Raw genomic sequence first — 19,590 nt, forward strand, 5'->3', positions numbered from 1 at the left:
AATGATCTTGGAGTAAGGCCGATCGACTGGGCGTTGCCCATGGTGCGAGGAAGGGGTGGCGGCTTACCCGGGATCGTCCCCGACGAGCTGTCGGCAAGGTCCCGGCCGCTGCTCCCGGCGATACGCCCGACAGCGACCGCCCGGCCGCCGGCCTGAACACCCTTCCGCAGCACTCCACGTCAAGATCGACGATCACCTTGCCGATAGGTCGGGCGGGCAGGCCACCGAAGTTGACCGACGCCGAGCTGGTCACCCTGGCGGTGGCCCAGGTCCCTGCTCGGGTTCACCTCCGAGGCCAACTGGCTGCGGTTCCTGCCCCGCCCGCCTCCCTGTCGCGCTGCCGCTGATCAAGCAGTTGACACGCTGGCTGGCCGCTGACACCGACCTGGGGACCGACGCCACCTGGATCGTCGACTTCACCCAGGAAAAGTGCGGCCACCGCCGCCGCCCGGTCTGCTGATCATCGCTTACAGGGGCCTAGGACTCCCGTGGCGAACCGAAACGCAAGGAAACCTGCGCGCGTTTTCCCTCGCATGATCACCCGTCACAAAAGTCGACCATGGCTTCGCATCGGGCATCCACCGGGTGGCCGGTCGAACACTCCTTCCCTCCACTGCACTGATCCCGCCGCTTATGAACCCGATGGGAGATCCGCGATGACATCCACGAGACGTTCTGAAGCCTGCCCCGACATCATCTGCCGGTGCCGTTTTGTGCAACCTCGCATTGAGTCAGGAGTCCTTGGCACATCACTCCTACCTCCAAGCGGACTTCCCTCACGGCCACCAGCGCCGCGCGTCGTCGATCGCCGCAGCGAGGCTGTCGGGAAACCCTGGACCGGCGAGTTCCGCCAGTCTCGGAGCTGCCCTGTCCACAAGCGCGAGACAAGTCGTCCGACTGACCGACTGCATCGTGCGACGAAGCAGGACGACCAGATCCGGGCCTTGCAGGACCGCTGCGGCGCGGGTCACCACCGCGACCAGCAACCCACGGTCCCGGCTCGGTGCCGCCACGGCGGCCCGTGCGAGGTGAGCGGCGGAGCCGAGGACGGGCACCAGGCCGGTGAGCGCCCGTGTCCGGGCCTCCTCGGGAAGGAGTTCAGCGGCGGAAAGCGCCACATCCACCTCGGCGGCGGCCAGACCGGGTGCGGCCGAGGCCAGCGCGCGAGCTCTGCGGAACGGGTCGTCCATCGCCAGGATCTCGGCGAGCGTGCGGGCGGGAGGCGGAGGAGGGCTGTGTCCCACGGCGGTGGTGCGCTCGTCGGGCAACGCGTAGCCGGCCAGCACCCCGGCACGGGTCCGGCGGCCGGCCGCTGCGGGGGCGTCGTCGTCGGGGGCGGTGGTGATGGTGCGGGCGGCAGTCAGCGCGGCGGCGAGCACCGGCGGCCGTTCGCCGACGGGCAGCCGGGCCGCGACCGCCGTCAGCAGGACGGCGCGGGCGTCGGGGTCGGAGATCCCGGCTGCGGCGGCGAGCACCTCGGCGAGGTCGTCGTCGGAACCGGTCGAGATGAGGGCGACGAGTTCGTCAACCCGTGCGGGGTCGCTGCCGTCCGCTGTGGCGTGCTTCAGCAGAGCGCCGATGTGCGGCCGGGGAATCTCGCGCGGCGGGGCGGTTCCGGCTGCGGCGGACACCGCGTCATCGACGAGATCGTCGGGCAGTTCCGGCAGGATCCGCCGGACGGCCTCCGCGCGATCGTGCTCACCGGCGACGGACATCGCCGAGTCCAGCGCGTCCTGCAGCAAGCTCCGCCTGGGCTTCCCGTCCAAGCGTCGCGCGATCGCCGCCTGCGCGGCGGCACGCCACCCGCCGTGCCGTACCCGGGATGCGATCGACACCGCGTCGGCCACGTCCGTCAGGTGCGGCGCGATCCGAGTCAGCACGTCGCCGGTGATGTGGGTGACGGGATCACGGGCAGCGGCCAGCGCCCATGCGACCGCCGGAGGACGAAGGCCGTCCGGCAGGAGCGGGACCAGCGCGGCGAGCAACAGCGCCCTGGCAGGCGGGGCGTGCAGCCTGCGGGCGTGCGCGACCGCCCGCGTCGGCGTCCACATCCCTGCCTTCACCAAGGCCACCACCAGATCGGCTGGGATGTTCGCGGTGAGGCTCGTGATCGAGGAGACCACGAGCGCGCACCGGGCCTCGCCCACCAGCGTCGGCGCCTTTCTGCCCGCGGCCAGTGCCTCATCGGTTCTGCGCGCGAGGTGCGCACGCAGGGCGGCGATGTCGGCGAGATAGTCGTCGACGGCGTCGGCGTGCTCGTGGGCGGCGAACCACAGGTTGTTGCCGATCCGGTCTCCGGTGGCGAGAAGCCGACAGAGCTCCTCGACCCGCCCGGCGTCGAGCAGGTGCCCCGCCAGGTGTCGCACCGCGTACCCCGACCCGGCTGTCAGCAGGTCGTGGTCGGCGGCCAGTCGCGGCAGTCCGGCGTCGAGTCCGCCGAACCTGCCGAGATGGTGGTCGACGATCCGGTGACGTGCGGTCGCCGCCGCGGCGCCGAGGGTCTCGCTCCAGTGCCAGTCCTCCTCGGACCCGAGGTCGTCCAGAGGGCGGCCGTTCAGGAACTCCCGCAGGCTGCTGTGGTGGACGGCGAACCTGCGGACCGTCGAATCCGCGCGCTCCACGGCGAGGAACGGCCGAAGGGTGCCGTGACACCAGCGTCGGACTGCGGTCTCGTCGGCGTCGGCCGCCAGAGCGAGGTCGGCGGCGTCGAGCGGTTCGCCGATGATGGCGACCACGCCCAACAGCCGGAGCAGCCCGGCGTCCCAGTCCGGGCTTCGACTCCAGCGGTCCACGGTGTCGGTGTAGTAGTGGGACAGACCCGAGGGCAGAGTGGCGATGTCCCGTACGTCGTGAACCCCGTTCCGCAGTTCCTCGACGGCGTAGCGCAGGTACACCCAGACGCCCTGGCACCGGTCCGACAGCGCGGCGATGACGTCGTCGTGAGTAAGCTCCGGCGGCAGCACCGCACGTAGGCGCTCCTTGACGTTGCGGAGCACCTCACGTATGTGCGCCTCGACGTCGAGGCGGTTGCGCGGATCGTCGGCCGCCAGCCTCACCACGGCCGAGTTGCCGCCGGCGCGCGGTGGTGGATGGCCGGTCCGATAGGTGCCCACCACGAACACCCCGTCCGGCAGCACGAACGGCAGTCCCCACGGCTGCCCGTCGACCTCCGCCTCGTCCGCCCCGTCGACGACCAGCACCAATGGGCTTCCCGCGACCCGCGACCGCTCGGCCGCCGCCCGGAGCACCACGTCGAACCCCTCCGGGGTGAACGCCCACTCCGGCACCATCGCGCCCGGCGCGATATCCGCCAGCGTCCACCGTCGCACCAACTGGCCGACCAGGTTCTGCAACCCGACCCGCACCGTCGCGCCCCGGCTCACACCGGCGAAGTGCCCCACCCATCCCCGCTCCCGCACCAGGAACGCCGCCAACGCCGTCTTCCCCACCCCGGCGTCCCCCGCGATCCAGACGTAGCCACCGGACATCTCGGCCAGCCGTCTGTCGATCTCCGCGAGCACCCACGCCCGCCCGGTGAACCCCTCGCTCAATACTCGGTCCGTCACCTGCCGGTGCTCCCGGACGGCGTTCTCCACCGATACCGCGGCGGGGCCCGCCAGCACGGGGGTGAGCGTGGTGCCCTGGACCGCGATCACGGAACTGCCGTGGACGTCGACCACGGCCCGGCGGCCGGTGACCTCGGACAGATTGGGCAGCAGGTTGTCGGGCGCGCCCGCCACGGTGGGCGCGGATGGTGAGAACTGGCCGATTGTGGCGGTCAGGTGGCGGGCGTGGGTGAGCGTGCCCGCAGAGGGTTCGGCGCCGTAGATCTGGCGCATCAAGGTAGTAAGGCGGTCGATCCAGGCGCGGACAGAGGTGTGGCGTCCGAGCGTGGCCAGGGCGCGGACGCCGAGAAGCAAGAACTCGTCGGTCGGGTGGTGCTCGACGAGGACGTGCAGCTCCTGCAACACCCTTTCGGCGTGGCCGCTGTCGAGCAAGGCTTGTAGGTGGTGCTCTTTGAGCGTCCGGTGCCGGCCGGCCATGTCCTCGCGGCGGCGGTCGGCCCAGTCGCCGCCCAGGCCGGCCAGCGGGGCACCCAGCCACAGGGCGAGCGCCTCCTCGAACCGGTCTGGGTCACGGGTCTGTTGGGCAGCGTCGGCCAAGCTGAGAAACCTGTGGTAGTCCACCATCATCGGGTTGATGGCGAGCAGGTAGAACCCGGGACGTGACCTGCTGTCCAGCCAGGCACCATCGCCGCCCGCGTCGGTGAGGGCGCCGCGTATGTGCTTGGCGTAGGTCTGGATGGTGGACGCGGGTTTCTTGGCCTGTTTGCGTTCCGGGTTGTCGGGCGACCACAGGCAGTCGATCAACTTTCCGACGCTGACCGGTTCGCCCGGGGACAGGGCCAACACGGCCAGCATGCACTCCTGCGTTCTTGTTTTCAGCTTGTGCACGCCCTGGTCACTGCGAATCCCGACACCGTCCAACAGCCGAATCTCCACCCGCGCCCTCCCCGAAGGCTCGACCTGTCCGGAGTGTGACAGGCGGTCGGTCGGAGGAATCCGTAGCACTGCGGGCTTTCACCCGTTGGACGCAGTCTTGTCCCGATGGTTGCTCCTGGTTCTATCCGGGGTGTCCTGCATCCTCCCCTCGGCTGGCACACACCGGCCACTGAGCCTTTTCATCGTCACGGTGCAGGTTGAGCAGTGGGAGCGGAGTGGGGCGAGGCTCACGGTAAGGCAGCATTCGATCAAGACCCACTGCCCTGGCGGAGCCTCGCCGTGCTGTCCCACCCTGCCGTGATTCCCCTGTCCAACCACACCTTCGTCCGCCTGGCTCACGTCATCCACGCGGAGCGGGCGCGGCGTCGATCCCGATGGCAAAGCCTCGATCCAGGCCGTCAGGCACTGCTCGTGCCGGCCCACCTGCGCAACTGCGACACCCGCACCCCGCCTCGCTGCGGGCTTCGGCAGCTCCCACAGCACCAGTTGGCGCTACGTCAGCGAAGCGCTGAACCTCCTCGCCGCCTTGGCCGACGACCTTGACGTCGCCGGTGAACGCGCCGTCCGTTGGGCTACGCGATCCTGGACTGCACCCTGTCCCGATCGACCGCGTTATGAACCAGAGGTCGTATGACTCGCGCGAACACCGACGCCGCGGCGTCGGTCCTCTACGTGCTGAACAACGGTGCCAAGTGCGCGCTGTCGCTCGGTCGATTTCGATCACCCCGCCTTCTTTGTGGCCGGGTGGTGGAACACGGTCGCAAATGGCTACCGTCCGGACGCGAGGAGGGTTCGACGAGGGTGTTTCGGGGATGAACTTCACAAAGTATGGACCCTCGAAGAAGTAGAAATCTGCCGGCTCCCCGGAGCGGACACGCTCGATCGCGGTTCCCATGGAGCCGACGACGGCGTGTTCGGAAGGTACGCACGAACTCCTGGCGCTGGGGCGATCAGCGATGGCTCCTCGCCGGCGGTCGCGGTGGCCCGGGCTGTGGTCAGCGGGGTACGACGGCAAGGCTCCAGCCGCCTTCCCGGCGGTTGCAACCGCCTGCGGCTGGTCGATCTGGGTGTGAGAGTTCGGCACGCTCAGCCGGTGAACCACGTCGACGTGCTCGCCGGATGTCGCCCCGCCACGCCGACACACCAGGTCGTTCAGTCCGACACGACCTTCCGGGAGGCTGGCGCGGCTGGCTCACCAGATGGATCTCCGAAGCCGGCTCGCCGCCGTCGACTGGCCCTGTTCGACGAGGTGGGAGCGAGTCGAACTGCACCCAGAGGACGCGCATTGGCGTTCGGAACAGAGGTTTCCGCAGGTCAGTGCTTGATCGAGACGATTCTGCTGTGGACTCACCGCTCCTGTCGACGCGCGCGTTCCAGCGGTTCGGCCACCGCCGCGCGGACCTCCTCCCACGCCTCGGGCAGTCCGTCCACGACCTCGTGGGCGGCCAGGAACTCCACGACCCGGCCGACCACGTCCGGGTGGCCGAGCGGAACCGGGTGGTCCACCCGCACTGCGGGGTCGTCGTCCCCGCTGACGAAGCACCGCACTGCGATCCCCACCTCGTCGAGCCGACGGCGCAGCGGCACGGCGTCCTGCTCCCACCACGAGGCCCCGGACCCGTCGGCCCGGTCGTCCACCGGGTCCACCACGAGCACGGCGCGCACGACGTCCGCGCGGTCGGCTGCGGCGGCGAGCGCGGGCGCGGTCGCCCGACCGCCCACGACGACGTGCACCCGGTCGGCGCGCCCGTCCAGCACCTCGTCCACGTCCGGGAATCCCGCAGCCTCGGCCGGCAGCCTGCACCACGCGATCCGGAGGCGTTCGGCCAAGGGGCGCCAAGTGGGCGGGAGGTCGCCGCGCGGCGCCTCGCCCGCGGGGTCCAGCACCACGACCACCGGCCGGCCCTCGGGGCCGTGCCACACCACGCCCGGGCCTCGTTCGGCGACGTTCGTCATGTCCTGCCTCGATTCTCTCGTCGTCCGACGGCGCGGCGGGTTCCGCGCCGTCACCCGCCCAGCGCCGACCTCACGAGGTCGCCGGTCCGGTCGAACAGGCCGACCGCCCGGCCGAGCAGCGCGTTCGCCGCAGGCGACTCGATCCCGGGGTGCGGGTGGGCGCGATCGTGTCCACCGCGCACAGCCGCCGCCATCGCCCGCAGCTGTTCCGGCTCGTACTCGGCGCGCAGCCGGGGAACCCGTCGGCCCCCTCGTGCCGGGCGTGTGCGAGCACGTCGTCGCGGAGCTGGGCCGGCGTCGACCACGGTGTCACCGCCCGGACCGTGCCGTGCCGCCAGGGGCACCACCTGCTCCTCGGCGGTCTCGTGCACTGCGAGCAGGTGGACCAGGTGGTGGAACCGCTCGGTGTGCGGCCTGTTCCACCCACGCGAACAGCCTGCGGATCTCACCGTGCCGGCGGGTCGGTGCGATCACGTCCGCTTGTGCGTCCATGCCGTGGTGGTTTCCCCCATGTCGAACTACAAACCCGGATGAACCCACGAACGTGGCAGGACCAGGACGGTTCGGGGAAGGACGATTGCCAGGCCGATCGCGGCGTCACGAACTCCTGTGCCGATGACCAGCCTGGGCACCGCAGGAGTGACGCCGCAGGTCGCGGTGGTGAGCCCCACGGTGTGGCCGGGGACGGCCGGCGCGGCCACGATCGTGGCGCTGTACGCCGCCGTATCCGCACCGAGCACGCGGGTCAGGACGGGCATCGTGTTCCTGCGCCCAGCCGATGGCTGCCATGGGGGACGGCGCGTCGGCTCAGGCCGAGACCCAGGGCGATCATGCCGCGCGCGAGGCCGAGGCGCAGCCAGGTGTCGGCGTTGTTGACGGGCACGAAGTTCGCCGCGCTGTCGTGGTCGGTGCCGAGGCTGGACGGCCAGCAGCACGAGGTAGACGGGCACCGCCGCCGATCAGGTGGCCGAACAGCAGGTGGACGGTGTTGTGCAGCACCGAGACCTCAAAGATCCCGAGCCGCTCGGCGCTCGAGCGGTGCCCGGTGAAGCTGAGCATGTCGTAGTCCGGTGGTCACCCCCGTAATGAACCCCGCGATGCCCACCAGCAGGAACACCAGGCCGACCGCCAGAGCGGCGGACTGGACGGGTGTGAAGGTCGTCGCAGCGGTTGAAGACGTGTCTTCCTACCTCCGGTACCCGACGGCACATGACACGACGACAACCGGTGACCGGCGTCGCGAAAGCGACCGTCGTTCCATGGGCGGACCCAGGACGGGCGATGTCCTCGACCTGTCCGGGTGATGTCGACCGGGGGGTCTCATGACGGCTCTGGGCGAGGTGCGTGCCTGCCTCGTGGTGCTCACTTTCCGCTGGTGACCGGTAGGTCCGGGCAACCCGGCGCCGAACCGTCCGGTCCGACCGGAAAGGACATGGATTAGCGGGACGTCACCGGGTATCCGCTCGGTATGACTACCAATCCCATTGAGGTTCAGAAGCACCTGTCCGGCGTGGACTACCCGGCGGACAAGGACGACGTCGTGTCCGCAGCCGAATCGCAGGGGGCGTCCGACGACGTGCTCGACGCGTTGCGGGCGTTGCCCGACCGGTCGTTCGAGTCCCCGACCGACGTCAGCGGAGCGATCGGGGACCAGGGGTAGCAGGTGGCCGGGTCCTGCCCGGTGGTGGTGCACGGGGTGCGGTAGGCCCCGGCGCCGCCACCGATTCGTCGGGCTTGCTGCGTTTGCCCTCTCTCCCACGGGATAGCCCTGCGCGAGAGAGGGGAGTTCGATGACGATCAGCACGGGGACGACCACCTGCACGGCCGTGGTGTCGGACGGGGTGGTGGAGGCGGCCGGTGTGCGTGACACCCTTCCGGTCGGCGACCCGGCCGAGCCCGGGAACCGGTGGACCGCCGAGCGCTTGTACGCGGCCTCGCTCGCCACCGCCCTGCGGGTCGCCTTGGTGCGGTTGGGTGCGGAACGGGGTGCGGACCTGACCGGTGTCGCGGTCCGCGCCGATATCAGCACCGGGGAACTCGGCGGTGTGGAGCAGGTCCTGGACGTCACCCTCCGGGTGGTGGAACCGGACGACGGGCCGCCGCTCGACCGGGAACTCGTGGAGAGCGCCGCGGCTCGGTGCCCGCTGGTCGCCGGGTGGCGGGTCGACGTCGGGTGACCTGTTCGCGCGGGCCCGTTCAGGTGATCGGAGCGTAGGAGTCGTGCCACCGGAGATGGGGCGTGGGGATTTGCAGGGCGCAGGAGGTGGTCGTGTGGTCACGGCGGGGTCGTCGCCGGCCGACGAGTTGGCCGGGGCGTTCGTCGGGGTGTCCGGTCTGCTGATGTCACGCGAGGTGGTCGACGCCGCGATCGGGTCGATCACCTCACTCGCGGCGGACGTGGTGGCCGGAGCGGTCGGGGCGGGGTTGACGCTGGTCGGCCCGGACGAGCGGCGCGTGACGGCCGCCGCCACCGACCCGGTCGTCGAGCGGGCGGACGCACTCCAGTACGAACTCGGTCAGGGTCCGTGCCTGGAGGCCGTGGCCCGGCGGGACGTCGTCCGGGTGGACGACATCATCCGTGACGACCGGTGGCCGTCGTGGTCACGTGCTGTGACGGGGCTCCACCTGCGGTCGTCGCTCAGCGCCCCGATGCTGTCCGGTTCGGGGCTGCTGGGCGCGATCAAGGTCTACGCCTCCGAGCCGGCGGTGCTCGACGAACGGGACGAGCACCGGCTCACGGTGTTCGCCGGGCAGGCGGCGATCCTGCTCGCGAACGTGCGGACCGCCGAGGACGCACGGCAGGTGAGCGACGACCTCAAGCGGGCTCTTCGCGAGCGCGACGTCGTCACGCTCGCGAAAGGCGTGCTCATCGCCCGCAGCGGTGTCGGCGAGCAGGACGCGTTCGTGGAGCTGGCGTCCCGCGCGCGGGCGAACGGGCGGACCCTGGTGGCCGAAGCCGAGCACCTCGTGCGGACCGCGGTCCGCACCCGGAGGTGAGCGCCGTGCCGAACGACGCGGCGGAGCAGCAGCAGAGCGCGGCGGCGGCGCTGAAGCACGCCGACCTGACGTTGGACGAACTGTGGGTCCGGTACTTCGCGCTCGGTGGCAACGCGGGCCTGGTCGAGGTCGACGCCTACCTGCACGGGCTCAACGGACTGGACCGCGCGCAGCGGGACGTCCTCGCCCACGCCGTCAACGAGCGGCTGGACGAGCTGACGCCACCGCGACGCGCCGGCTACAGCCGCCACGCGCGTGCGGACCGTTCCCGGGCGGACTCCCTGGAGGCGCTGGTCGGCCTGTTGGAGGGTGCGGAACTCGCGCCGCCGGAGCGGTTGCCCGCCCTGCTGGACGGCGCGGCCGGACTGCTCGGGGTGCGGGTCGCGGTGCTGCTGGCCGACAAGGAAGAGAGGTCGCTGCACCCGTGGTCGGCCGACGGCACGCGCGGTGGGCCGACCCTGGACCTCGACACCACGCCGGCGGGGTGCGCGTTCCGGGAACTGCGGGTGCTGCCCGTCGAGTCGGACGGCCGGCTGCTGCTGTGGGTGCCGCTCCTCGACGGGGCGGAGCGCCTGGGCGTGCTGCGCGTCGAGGTGGACGACCCGGCGGACCTCTACGACCCGGAACTGCGGGCGCGGTGCCGGTGGTTGGCGATGCTCGTCGGCCACCTCGTGACGCTGCTGGGCCGGTACGGCGACGCCGCGGACCTGGTCCGGTCGCCGGGACCGCACGCGCCGGCGGGGGAGCTGGCCTCGGCGCTGCTGCCGCCGCCGACCGCGGGCGTGGACCGGTTCGTCGTGACGGCCGCCGGGAACGCCTACGACTACGCGTTGTCCGATCGCACGGCGTCGTTCGTCGTGCTGGACGCCGGCGGGCACGACTCGCGCGGCCTGGTGGTGGCCACCGCGTTGGCCACCCACCGCAGTGCCCGCCGCGAAGGACTGGGCCTGGCCGACCGCGTCTGTGCGGTGGACGAGGCCGTGCGGCGGACGTTCGGACCGACGACGACCGTGACCGCCGTGTTCGCGGAGGTGGACCTGACCACTGGTGGACTGGTCCACCTCGTGGCCGGGCACCCGGCGCCGCTCGTGGTGCGCGCCGGTAGGCGGGTCGACGTGCTGGGTGCTGGAAGCGCGCCCGCGTTGGGCACGGGCCTGCGCCACCTGACGCCGGCGGAAGACCTGCTGGGCCACGAGGACTGGCTGGTGCTGCGCACCGCCGGGACGACCGCCGCGCGCGACGAGCGCGGCGAACCCTTCGGTGAGGCGAGGTTCGCCGAGTCGCTGCTGGGCGAGGCGGCCGCCGGTCGGCCGCCGGTCGAGGTCGTTCGCAGGCTCGTGCGCGCCATCAGCGGCCACGCGGCGTCCCGCGAAGAGGTCACGCTCGTCCTGACCATGTGGACCGACCCCCGGAGGATCACACCATGAACACCCGCGACCCGGCTGACGGATCAGGTTCGGAGCTCGCTGTGCGGCTCGCGGACGTCGCGCGCGAACTGCACGAGCAGGACGACCCGCAGAGGACGTTGGACTCCATCGTCGCCGCGGCCGTGGGCACGATCCCCGGCGCGGTCCACGCGGGCGTGATGGTGGTGGACCAGGGCGAGGTCCGCACCGTCGCGGTGACCGGCGAGGTGCCCGCCGCGATCGACCAGGCCCAGTACGAGACCGGTCAGGGCCCCTGCCTGCAGGCGTTGCTCGAGCAGAACCTGGTGTCGACGCCCGACCTGGACAGCGAGACCCGGTGGCCCGCCTTCGCGGCCCGCGCTCGCGCGTCCGAGGTGTCGAGCATGTTGTCGTTCCGGTTGTACGCGCGGGGTTCCGACGTCGGCGCGCTGAACCTCTACGCGAGCACGGCGCACGCGTTCGACGAGGAGTCCGAGCACGTGGGCCGGTTGTTCGCCGAGCACGCGGCGGTCGCCCTCGCCAATGCGCAGCAGCGCGCCCACCTCGCGGAGGCGGTGCGCACCCGCGACCTGATCGGCCAGGCCAAGGGGATCCTGATGGAGCGCCACAAGCTGACCGCGGACCAGGCGTTCACCCTGCTGGTGCGGGCGAGTCAGCGCACGAACAGCAAGCTCCGCGACCTGGCCGAGGAACTCACCACGACCGGATCGCTGACCGTCGAGGCCAACCGCCGCGCCTGACCTGATGGTCCACAAAGGACTTTCCACGCAAAAGCTCTGCTGTCAGGCGATTACCGCCGTTCCGCGCCGCGTGCCACCACCCGCACCGAGTCGAGTTCGGCGTCGGAGGGGTCGGGCAGGACCATTCCCGCCGCCAGTCCGCTGCGGACGTAGTCCAGGACCGCGCGGGTGATCACCTCGCCCGGCAGCACGGCCGGCGCGCCCGGCGGGTAGGGCGTGATCATCTCCGCCGCGATCCGGCCCACCGCCCGGTCCGCGTCCACCTGCTCCACCGTCGCGAAGAACGCGTCGCGGGGGAGCATCGCCGTCTCCAGCTGGAGTTGTTCCGGCGTCGGCAGGTCCACGGGTTCGGGGGAGGGCAGGCCGGCGTCGGTGAGGGCGCGCAGGGCGTCCAGCAGGACCGTGGCGGAACGGTCGTCGTCGGCGTGGGTGAAGTGGACGACGATCCGCCGGTGGTCGGACAGCCCCACGGTGACGCGCCGGTGCTCACGCAGCCAGTCCGCCGCCTGGTAGCCGCTGATGTCCAGACCGGACACGTCCACCACGAGCTTGAGCGGGTCGAACGAGTCGGCCAGCCGTGGACCGGTGAACTCCGCCTCGCCCATCACCCGCAGGCCGGGCAGCGCGTTGATCGCACCACGGGTGGAGTGCGCGAGGGCGAGTGCAGCGGTGAGCAGTTCGTGGCCCTGTTCCACCATCTGCCGTCGCCACCCGTCCAGCGTGGCGTACACCAGGGACGAGGCGCTGGTCGTGCCGAGCAGGTCTTCCCGCGCCTTCAACACCTTCGGGTCCACGCGGTCGCCTTGGAGGTGGAACACCGAACTCTGCTCCACCGCCGCGCCGGACTTGTGCACGCTCGTCACGCACACGTCCGCACCGGCGTCCATCGCCCACGGCGGCAGGTCGGCGTGGAAGGGCAGGTGCGCGCCCCACGCCTCGTCCACGATGAGCGGCTTGTCGAACTCGTGGCACACGTCCGCGATGGCGCGGAGGTCACCGCACGTGCCGTAGTCGGTGGGCGTGACCAGCAGGACGCCCTTCACGTCCGGTTCGGCATCCAGCAGCTCGCGCACGTCGTCCGGGCCCGGCGGGTGGGCGAGGTGCCGTTCGGGGTCCCAGTGCGGGGACAGCCACACGGGCGACACCCCGCTGAGGATCAACGCCGAGATCACCGACTTGTGGGCGTGGCGGGGAACCACGAGCTTCTCGTGCGGTCCGGCGACGGACAGCATGGCGCTCTTGACCGACAGGGAGCTGCCGCAGGTGGAGAAGAACGCGTGGTCCGCGCCCACCGCGTCGGCCATCAACGCCTGCGCCTCTTCGAGCACGCCGCCGGTGTTGCGCCGGTCGTCCAGCCCGTTGGGCGTGATCACGTCCGAGGTGAACACCGCCTCGCCGACGACGTCGAGCACCCTCGGGTCGACGCCGCGTCCCTGCCGGTGGCCGGGCGGGTTGAACGGCACGTAGCCGCGGTCGTGGTAAGCCTGGAGCGCTTCGAGCACAGGTGCCTTGCCGTGGTCCATGCCCGGTGAGTAGCCCGAACGTGCGCCGGTCGAACATCTACCCCCGATCGGGTGACCTGTGAAACTCCTCCCACATCGCCGCCACGACGTCGGGGCGGGTCAGCACGTCCACGGCGGTGCGGGTCAACGCCTCGGTCGCCCGCGCCAGCGCGGCCAGCCCGCGGGTGCTCGCCGCGGCCTCGGCGAACCGCGGCGTGTGGTCGGAGGCGTCCGGGTCGTCGATCGCGACGAACGGGTGGATGGCGGGCACGACGGCGCTGACGTTGCCGATGTCCGACGACCCGAGGAACACGCCGGGCTCGGGTTCGGTCAGCCCCGGCAGGTGGCCGGCGAACAGCCCGGACAGCACCTTGTTGTCGCGGAAGTGCGCGTACGGCGCGCGAACCCGCTCCACCTCGGCCGTGGTCCCGGTGGCCACCGCCGTGCCGCGCACCACGTCCGCCACCTGGCCGGCGAGCGCGTCGAGCGCGTCGGTGGTCGACGCCCGCAACCCGAACCGGCCCTCCGCGAGGTGGGGCACGATGTTCGTCGCCTCCCCGCCGCGGGTGACGATCCCCTGGACGTGGGATGCGGTCGGCAGCCGGGGCCGCAGCGCGCCCAGGGCGTTGAACACCTGCACGAGCGCCGCCAGCGCGTCGATCCCCTCGGTCGGGTTGCCGGTCGGGTGCGCGGCACGGCCGTGCAGCACCACCCGCAGTTCGACCTGCGCGGTCAACGGCGCCCACCGCCAGTCCTTCACCCCGGGGTGGAACATCAGGGCGGCGTCCACGCCGTCGAACACGCCCGCCTCCACCATCGCGATCTTGCCGCCGCCCCCTTCCTCGGCCGGCGTGCCGACGGCCAGCACGGTTCCCGGCACGTCCAGCCGCCGCACCGCCAGCGCCGCGCCCAGCCCGGCGGCGGCGATGAGGTTGTGGCCGCACGCGTGCCCGAGACCGGGCAGCGCGTCGTACTCCAGGAGCAGCGCCACGGCGGGGCGGCCCGAGCCGGCACGGGCGACGAACGCCGTGTCCAGCCCGGCCACCCCGCGCGCGACCTCGAAGCCCCCGGCCGACAACTCGGCGCACAGCCGGTCAGCCGCCCGGTGCTCGGCGAACGCGGTCTCCGGATCGGCGTGCAGCGCCAGCGCCACGTCCCGCGCGAGCGCGGCGACCTCGTCCGGCACGATCAGGTCCATGTGCGCCGGGTACCCGGCACCACGGCGGCGATGCGCCCGGCTGTGCTTGTCGGTCGGGAGGCGACTCCACGACCCCTCACCGGAGGGGTGCTGTCGATCCGGCGCGACCTCAGCCGGCGAGGCGCACCGAATCCCGGTCGATGGCGGGTTCGTCGACGAGAGGCGCGGCGTCGGCCAGCACCTGCCGGACGGTGGCGAGTCGGGCGGCGACGTCCTCGCGGTGGGCGTCGATCTCGGCGGCACGGCGGCGTGCCTGGCCGATCACCCGGTCGGCCAGTTCGGTGGCCTCACGCACCACGCACTCCGCCCGGTCGCGTGCCGCGGCTTCGACCGCCGCGAGTTCCGCCGTCGCCTCCGCGCGGCGCGCGCGCATCGCGAGGTCGAAGTCCCGTCGCTCCCGCTCGCGCAGTTCCGCGGCACGCCGGTCCAGGTCGTCGCGGCGGCCGGCGGCCCTCCTGGCCTCGTCCGCGGTCTGCTCGGCGACCGCCCGCGCCCGGTCCAGGATCTCGGCGGCTTCCTGGTCGGCCAGCTCCACCCGGCGGCGGAGCCGGTCCTCCAGCGCCGCGGTGTCCACCGGGGCGCGGCACAGGCGGTCGATCCGGGCCCGTAGTGCGGACACCTCGCCGCGCATGCGCTCCAACCGGGCGGCCAGGTCGTCGGCGCGGGCCTCGGCCGCGTCGCGGTCCGCCGTCACCAGGCGGAGTTCCGCCTCCACGTCCTCCACGAAGCTGCGCACGGCGGCGGGGTCGTACCCCCGCCACACCACGTCGAAATCGGTTCGCAGGGGCACCAGGTCCACGTCATCCCTCCGTGTTCGGCTTGGTCCTGATGGCAGAACTTCTAGCCACCGCGACGGCCCGTGTCAAACCCCCCGACGCGGATGGGCAGAGCGCATGACGGTGATGGTCGCCAGCGCGACGACCGGGAAGCGTAGGGGGTACCGGGGTTGCCCTTCGGTCACGCCGCACCGCCGTCCCGGCGGGCGTCGGGATCGATGCCAGCCGAGCTGGTGCGAGGGGCCCGCCCACCTCCCGGCCTACCCTGCGTTACCGAACGCGGCCGGGCCAACAGTCCGCCGCCGACGATCAGCAGCACGCCCAGTGCCAGGAAACCCAGGTCCCACAGCAGTTGGTCCGGACCGTGCCGCACGTGGTGCACGCCGAGCAGCAGGTGGTCCACCACCCCTTCCACGACGTTGAACACGCCCCACCCGGCGACCACCCCACCCCACAGGACGCGTGCGGGCAGCGAGCCGGCGCGGTTGAGCAACGCCACGCCCACCAGCACGAGCACGAGGCACCCGAGGTGGAACGCCCCGTCACCGATCATGTTCACGTGCTCGGCGTGGGGATCGACCAGCGGGTACCAGCCGGACAGCATGTGGTGCCACCCCAGGAGTTGGTGGATCACGATGCCGTCGACGAACCCGCCGATCCCCAGACCCAGCACGAGGGGCGCGCGGAGTCGTGTCGTCGTCTTCATACGCCGGGACTTGCCCGCACAAGTCGGCCGAAACGCCCGTTACCCACGTTCTCGGACGAAAAACTCCATATTTCCATCGACTTTCACGAATACCGGCGTGTTCCACGGGTAGTCGCCGCTCACACAACGACGCGAGGAGGCATCCGTGACCGACGACAGGAGTGGCACGGCACACGCGGCGGGGGACCAGGCGTCCGCGGTCGCGCAGCACGCGGGGCAAGCGGCGTCCGACGTGGCGGCGACGGCCCGCGAACAGGTCGGGAACGTCGCACGCGAGGCGGCGGGGCAGGCCCGCGGCGTCGCGGGCGACGTGCGGCAGCGGGTGACCGGCGAGGCCGAGGCGCAGGCGAAGAAGGTGTCGCGCCAACTGGTGCGCATCGCCGACGAGCTGACGTCGATGGCGGACGGGCAGTCCGACAGCATCACCGCCGGACCCGTCCGGCAGATCGCCGACGCGGGACGGCAGGCCGCCGCGTTCCTCGACGAGCGGGGAGCACGCGGCCTGCTCGACTCCGCGCAGGATTTCGCCCGCCGCAACCCGTGGACGTTCGTGCTGGGCGCGGCGGGCGCGGGGTTCCTGGTGGGGCGCGTGGTGAAGGGTCTGGGCGGTGCGCAGGAGTCGGACGCGCCCCGACGTCCGGAGGGCGCCGAGGCGCAGTTCGCCGCCTCCACGCCACCGACGACCACGCCACCGACGACCGCACCGACCGCCACACCCACCGCCGCACCCACTGGGGCACCGACTGGGGCACCGACTGGGGCGAACCCGCCGGTCGCGGGCCACGCGGCCGGGCAGTTCGCGGGCGTGGAGCCACCCGGCCCGGTGCGGCCGACCGAGACGGCCACGCCCGCCCACCTGCGCGAGACCCCGGACGTGCCGCATGTCCACCGTTGAGCCGGGCACGCCGGAGGACCGCGCGTCGCTCGGCGACCTGCTGGGCGAGCTGACCGGAGACCTCTCCCGACTGGTCCGGCAGGAGCTGGAACTGGCCAAGGCGGAGGTGCGCGAGGAAGCCGTCAAGGCGGGCAAGGCGGGCGGGATGCTCGCCGCCGCCGGGTACGCGGGCCACCTCACGGTGGTGCTGCTGAGCTTCGCCGCGGTTTTCGGCCTCGCCGAGCTGATCGGCCTGGGCTGGGCCGCTCTGGTGATCGCAGTGCTGTGGGGCATCGCGGGCGCGGCGCTCTACAGCTCGGGCCGCGCCAAGCTCAAGCGCGTCTCACCCAAGCCCGAACGCACCGTCGAAACCCTCAAGGAGGACGTGGAATGGGCGCGACACCCGACGAAATAAGGCGGGACATCGAACGCACGAGGGCCGAGCTGGTGGTGGACGCCAACCGACTGGTCGACCACACCAGCCCGAAGCGCATCGCGCAGCGCCGGGTGCACGGCATCCGGAACGGGATCACGAGGGCGAGGGAGGCGGTCATGGGCACCGCGGTGGACACGACGCACGCGGTACGCGGCCAGGCGCACGGCGCCGTCGACGCGGTGCAGGACAAGGCGGGACAGGCCGCGGACGCCGTGCGCGAAGTCCCGGACCGCGTGGAGCGCCAGGCGCGGGGGAACCCGCTCGCGGTCGGGCTGATCGCCTTCGGCGGCGGTCTGCTGGCCGCGACGCTGATCCCGCGCACCAGGGCGGAGCAGCAGGCGCTGCAGGCGGTCGGCGAGCACGCGTCCGCCGTGGTGGAACCGGTCAAGGAAGCCGTCGCCGAGTCCGCCGAGCAGGTCAAGGACGCCGCGCTGTCGGCCGGGAGCGACGCGGTCGACCAGGTCCGACAGGTCGCCGCCGACGCGGTGCAGACCACCACCGGGCACGCCAAGGAGGCCGGCCGCGAGGTGGCCGGCCACGCGAAAGGCGCGGGCCAGGACGTGGCCGAGCAGGCCAGGTCGTGACCGGCGGTGGGCGCGCCGGTCCGGCGCGCCCACCGCGCCCCCTGGAGGACCGCGCCGTGCGCGACGACTCGTTGTTGTTCGGCACGGACCGTTCACGCCACTGACCGATCCGAAATACCTCCATAAAGGACAGCGGACCCACATCGGGTAGGACCTCCTCCGCTGCCACCACTTGATCACGTCGCCGTGGATCAACTCGCCCGCGATCTGTCGGTCTGCACCGCGCACGCGGCCAAGCGTTTGCGGCGCAGGGAGTGCGGAGGTTGCGAAGCGTGAGCGCGTCCGGCCCATCACAGGGAATGCCCATCCGACACACCGGGTGGCCATTCGTCCACTCAGGACCGGTCGCGATGCGCGACCCGGTTATGCGACAGGGCGCCGCCCCCACCGGGAGGTGGGAACGGCGCCCTGCACCGCGGTGTCAGGACACCGCCGGCCCCGAGTCCGCACTGCCGGCAAGCTCCTTCAGGAACTCGTGGCACTGCTTGGCCCGCGCCGAGTCTTCGTCCATCACGCGCTGGAAGAAGTCGGCGATGTCGTCACGACCGGCGTTGCGCGCGTCGCGCACGTACTGCCCGTAGTCGTGTCCGGCCTTCAGCGAGTGGTACTGGACCGAGACCAGGTCGAAGGTGACGTCGTCGAAGCCCGTTTCTCCGGTCGCCATCGGTTCTCTCCTCCTGTTCGGGATGGGGCGGTCCCCGCTCAGGTACCCGGCAGAAAACCGTCAAACCACTGTCGCACAAGGAATCCCATCACTGGCGGTGCAAGCGGGACATCACGGGCGTGAGCGCGTCACCCGGTCTCGGCACGAGCGAGGCGAGCTTCGTGAACCCGCGGGTACACCGGCGGCGGCTGGATGAGCCCACCTGCTCGGCTCCGCGAGTGCTCGAAGAACGGCGTGCCGACCGAGAGCTGTCGCAGAACGCCCGCAGCGCGAGCTTGCTCGCCGATGACATCGGGACTTGGTCTCGCTGGACGTACCCGAGCAGTAGCGGTCGGCTCAGAGCCAGTCTGCCTCGATTCCTCGGGCACGCAAGGTCTCCAGCGCTTCCTCGTTGCCCGTGTAGAGCAGTGTCATCGACTTCAGGTTGGGGAAGTGCCGCAGGTCGGCGAACTCGTCGACGTCGAACAGCCCGTCCTCGCCGTCCCAGTTCGGTGCGATCTCGAGGTAGATCTCGTTGCCGCCGTCCATCTCGATCTCGGTGATCTTGTCCGCGAGCTCGACGGGGACTTCGAGCGCCTCGAAGTAGGCCAGCGCCTCAGGCACTGCCTCGACGCTCCCGGCGTCGTAGGTGAAGCCCTGCTGGGCGGCGTACTCGCGCAGGTCGAACTCCGGCAAGAGGTCCTGGTTGTACATCAGTTCTTGGACGACGGCGAGCTTGAAGTTGGTGTCGGTGAACGGAATCGGCTGGCTCATACCCGAACCATATAGGCGGCGGCGACGCCGGTCTCCGGGCAGGCAGCTCGGTCTTGACCCACCCGGTGTTCGCGGGTGGTGACGGTGGGCTGGTCCGTCACCGTGGCCAGGGACTCTCGGCGGTGGTGATGGTGAACTCGGTTGGGAAGCGACGACGCACGTCGCGCGCTTTCGACGTGGCCGCCTGACCTGTCGGGCTCTCGATCCGTCACCTCGTCCAGGCGCAGTGTGGGTGCTCAGGCCGGCGGGTGTGGTGCGAACGACCGATGCGGCGCGGTCGTCGGTCGAATACCCTCGCGGTCGCGAGCGCCCTGACAATCCTCGCCGTCGCGTCGGGTCACGTGATGGGAAGGTGTAGTGGCAGACTCAACAAGTGATCACCGGCACCGGCGACGTGGCTCGCGTCGTGATCGCTCGACGTGCCGACGTGCCGACGTGCCCTGTGCGTTCACGGCCGGCCCAACGCATCGATGCGTGAGTCGGGCCGCTGGACGCG

The 19,590-nt window shown here is 71.6% G+C and carries 18 protein-coding genes and 3 pseudogenes; 10 read left to right on the top strand and 11 right to left on the bottom strand.

From position 1 onward, the window contains the following. Positions 1 to 184 precede the first annotated feature (184 nt). Positions 185 to 454, top strand: a pseudogene (locus tag BN6_RS50380) (IS982 family transposase); the annotation flags it as partial. Positions 455 to 776: 322 nt separating this feature from the next. Here the strand turns inward: BN6_RS50380 and BN6_RS10625 are convergent. Then, a complete protein-coding gene (locus tag BN6_RS10625; RefSeq protein WP_041312551.1) occupies positions 777 to 4,421 on the bottom strand; it encodes a BTAD domain-containing putative transcriptional regulator in 3,645 nt (1,214 codons plus the stop codon). A gap of 360 nt (positions 4,422 to 4,781) precedes the next feature. Between BN6_RS10625 and BN6_RS48560 the strand changes: the two are divergent. Beyond that, positions 4,782 to 5,164, top strand: a pseudogene (locus tag BN6_RS48560) (transposase family protein); the annotation flags it as partial. A 685-nt stretch (positions 5,165 to 5,849) separates the two neighbouring features. Here the strand turns inward: BN6_RS48560 and BN6_RS10630 are convergent. The 4 genes and pseudogenes from BN6_RS10630 to BN6_RS43510 all read right to left on the bottom strand — a co-directional run bounded on the left by BN6_RS10630 (position 5,850) and on the right by BN6_RS43510 (position 7,590). Then, on the bottom strand, positions 5,850 to 6,458 hold the full coding sequence (locus BN6_RS10630) for a hypothetical protein (RefSeq protein WP_015099617.1): 609 nt from the start codon (positions 6,456 to 6,458) through the stop codon (positions 5,850 to 5,852). A 50-nt stretch (positions 6,459 to 6,508) separates the two neighbouring features. Continuing rightward, a complete protein-coding gene (locus BN6_RS43505) occupies positions 6,509 to 6,829 on the bottom strand; it encodes a hypothetical protein (protein ID WP_148302824.1) in 321 nt (106 codons plus the stop codon). Between the two features lie 147 nt (positions 6,830 to 6,976). Continuing rightward, positions 6,977 to 7,216, bottom strand: a complete 240-nt coding sequence (locus tag BN6_RS10640) for a hypothetical protein (protein WP_051075507.1) — start codon at positions 7,214 to 7,216, stop codon at positions 6,977 to 6,979. Continuing rightward, positions 7,204 to 7,590, bottom strand: a pseudogene (locus BN6_RS43510) (DUF4383 domain-containing protein). Before BN6_RS43510 ends, BN6_RS10640 begins: the two are co-directional and overlap by 13 nt. Before the next feature lie 336 nt (positions 7,591 to 7,926). On the opposite strand from BN6_RS43510, the gene BN6_RS10645 reads away from it, so the two are divergent. The 5 genes from BN6_RS10645 (at position 7,927) to BN6_RS10665 (ending at position 11,601) form a co-directional block, all read left to right on the top strand. After that, positions 7,927 to 8,118, top strand: coding sequence for a DUF2795 domain-containing protein (locus BN6_RS10645; protein WP_015099620.1), 192 nt, complete (start codon positions 7,927 to 7,929; stop codon positions 8,116 to 8,118). A 130-nt stretch (positions 8,119 to 8,248) separates the two neighbouring features. Further along, positions 8,249 to 8,635 (top strand): OsmC family protein, encoded by a 387-nt coding sequence (locus BN6_RS10650; protein WP_015099621.1) that lies wholly within the window; start codon positions 8,249 to 8,251, stop codon positions 8,633 to 8,635. Positions 8,636 to 8,729: 94 nt separating this feature from the next. Beyond that, positions 8,730 to 9,455 carry a GAF and ANTAR domain-containing protein gene (locus BN6_RS10655; RefSeq protein WP_015099622.1) on the top strand — a complete coding sequence of 242 codons (726 nt, stop codon included), beginning with the start codon at positions 8,730 to 8,732 and terminating at the stop codon, positions 9,453 to 9,455. 5 nt (positions 9,456 to 9,460) lie between these two features. Further along, complete coding sequence (locus tag BN6_RS10660) at positions 9,461 to 10,882, top strand: PP2C family protein-serine/threonine phosphatase (RefSeq protein ID WP_015099623.1); 1,422 nt, start codon at positions 9,461 to 9,463, stop codon at positions 10,880 to 10,882. After that, positions 10,879 to 11,601, top strand: coding sequence for a GAF and ANTAR domain-containing protein (locus BN6_RS10665; RefSeq protein ID WP_015099624.1), 723 nt, complete (start codon positions 10,879 to 10,881; stop codon positions 11,599 to 11,601). Before BN6_RS10660 ends, BN6_RS10665 begins: the two co-directional genes overlap by 4 nt. Positions 11,602 to 11,651: 50 nt before the next feature. Here BN6_RS10665 and BN6_RS10670 read toward each other — a convergent pair whose 3' ends face one another. The 4 genes from BN6_RS10670 to BN6_RS10685 all read right to left on the bottom strand — a co-directional run bounded on the left by BN6_RS10670 (position 11,652) and on the right by BN6_RS10685 (position 15,783). Further along, positions 11,652 to 13,124 (bottom strand): aminotransferase class I/II-fold pyridoxal phosphate-dependent enzyme, encoded by a 1,473-nt coding sequence (locus tag BN6_RS10670; protein WP_015099625.1) that lies wholly within the window; start codon positions 13,122 to 13,124, stop codon positions 11,652 to 11,654. Between the two features lie 37 nt (positions 13,125 to 13,161). Continuing rightward, positions 13,162 to 14,301, bottom strand: coding sequence for an amidohydrolase (locus tag BN6_RS10675; protein ID WP_015099626.1), 1,140 nt, complete (start codon positions 14,299 to 14,301; stop codon positions 13,162 to 13,164). Positions 14,302 to 14,410: 109 nt separating this feature from the next. After that, positions 14,411 to 15,100 (bottom strand): DivIVA domain-containing protein, encoded by a 690-nt coding sequence (locus BN6_RS49530; protein WP_015099627.1) that lies wholly within the window; start codon positions 15,098 to 15,100, stop codon positions 14,411 to 14,413. 158 nt (positions 15,101 to 15,258) lie between these two features. After that, entirely contained in the window at positions 15,259 to 15,783 is a 525-nt protein-coding gene (locus BN6_RS10685; protein WP_015099628.1) for a DUF2243 domain-containing protein, read from the bottom strand. 145 nt (positions 15,784 to 15,928) lie between these two features. Here BN6_RS10685 and BN6_RS41770 point away from each other — a divergent pair, with 145 nt between their 5' ends. Genes BN6_RS41770 through BN6_RS10700 form a run of 3 tightly spaced genes read left to right on the top strand, consistent with a single transcriptional unit; the run spans position 15,929 to position 17,677 of the window. Next, on the top strand, positions 15,929 to 16,678 hold the full coding sequence (locus tag BN6_RS41770) for a hypothetical protein (protein ID WP_015099629.1): 750 nt from the start codon (positions 15,929 to 15,931) through the stop codon (positions 16,676 to 16,678). Then, the gene (locus BN6_RS10695) at positions 16,665 to 17,072 is read left to right on the top strand and encodes a phage holin family protein (RefSeq protein ID WP_015099630.1); all 408 of its coding nucleotides are present in this window, start codon (positions 16,665 to 16,667) and stop codon (positions 17,070 to 17,072) included. Before BN6_RS41770 ends, BN6_RS10695 begins: the two co-directional genes overlap by 14 nt. After that, positions 17,048 to 17,677, top strand: a complete 630-nt coding sequence (locus BN6_RS10700; RefSeq protein ID WP_015099631.1) for a DUF3618 domain-containing protein — start codon at positions 17,048 to 17,050, stop codon at positions 17,675 to 17,677. Before BN6_RS10695 ends, BN6_RS10700 begins: the two co-directional genes overlap by 25 nt. A gap of 421 nt (positions 17,678 to 18,098) precedes the next feature. On the opposite strand, the gene BN6_RS10705 is transcribed toward BN6_RS10700, so the two are convergent. Both BN6_RS10705 and BN6_RS10710 read right to left on the bottom strand, forming a co-directional pair. Then, complete coding sequence (locus BN6_RS10705; protein WP_015099632.1) at positions 18,099 to 18,341, bottom strand: hypothetical protein; 243 nt, start codon at positions 18,339 to 18,341, stop codon at positions 18,099 to 18,101. Positions 18,342 to 18,677: 336 nt separating this feature from the next. Next, a complete protein-coding gene (locus BN6_RS10710) occupies positions 18,678 to 19,094 on the bottom strand; it encodes a DUF6892 domain-containing protein (protein ID WP_015099633.1) in 417 nt (138 codons plus the stop codon). Positions 19,095 to 19,590 lie beyond the last annotated feature (496 nt).

Source organism: Saccharothrix espanaensis DSM 44229 (genome assembly GCF_000328705.1).
Lineage (GTDB): Bacteria > Actinomycetota > Actinomycetes > Mycobacteriales > Pseudonocardiaceae > Actinosynnema > Actinosynnema espanaense.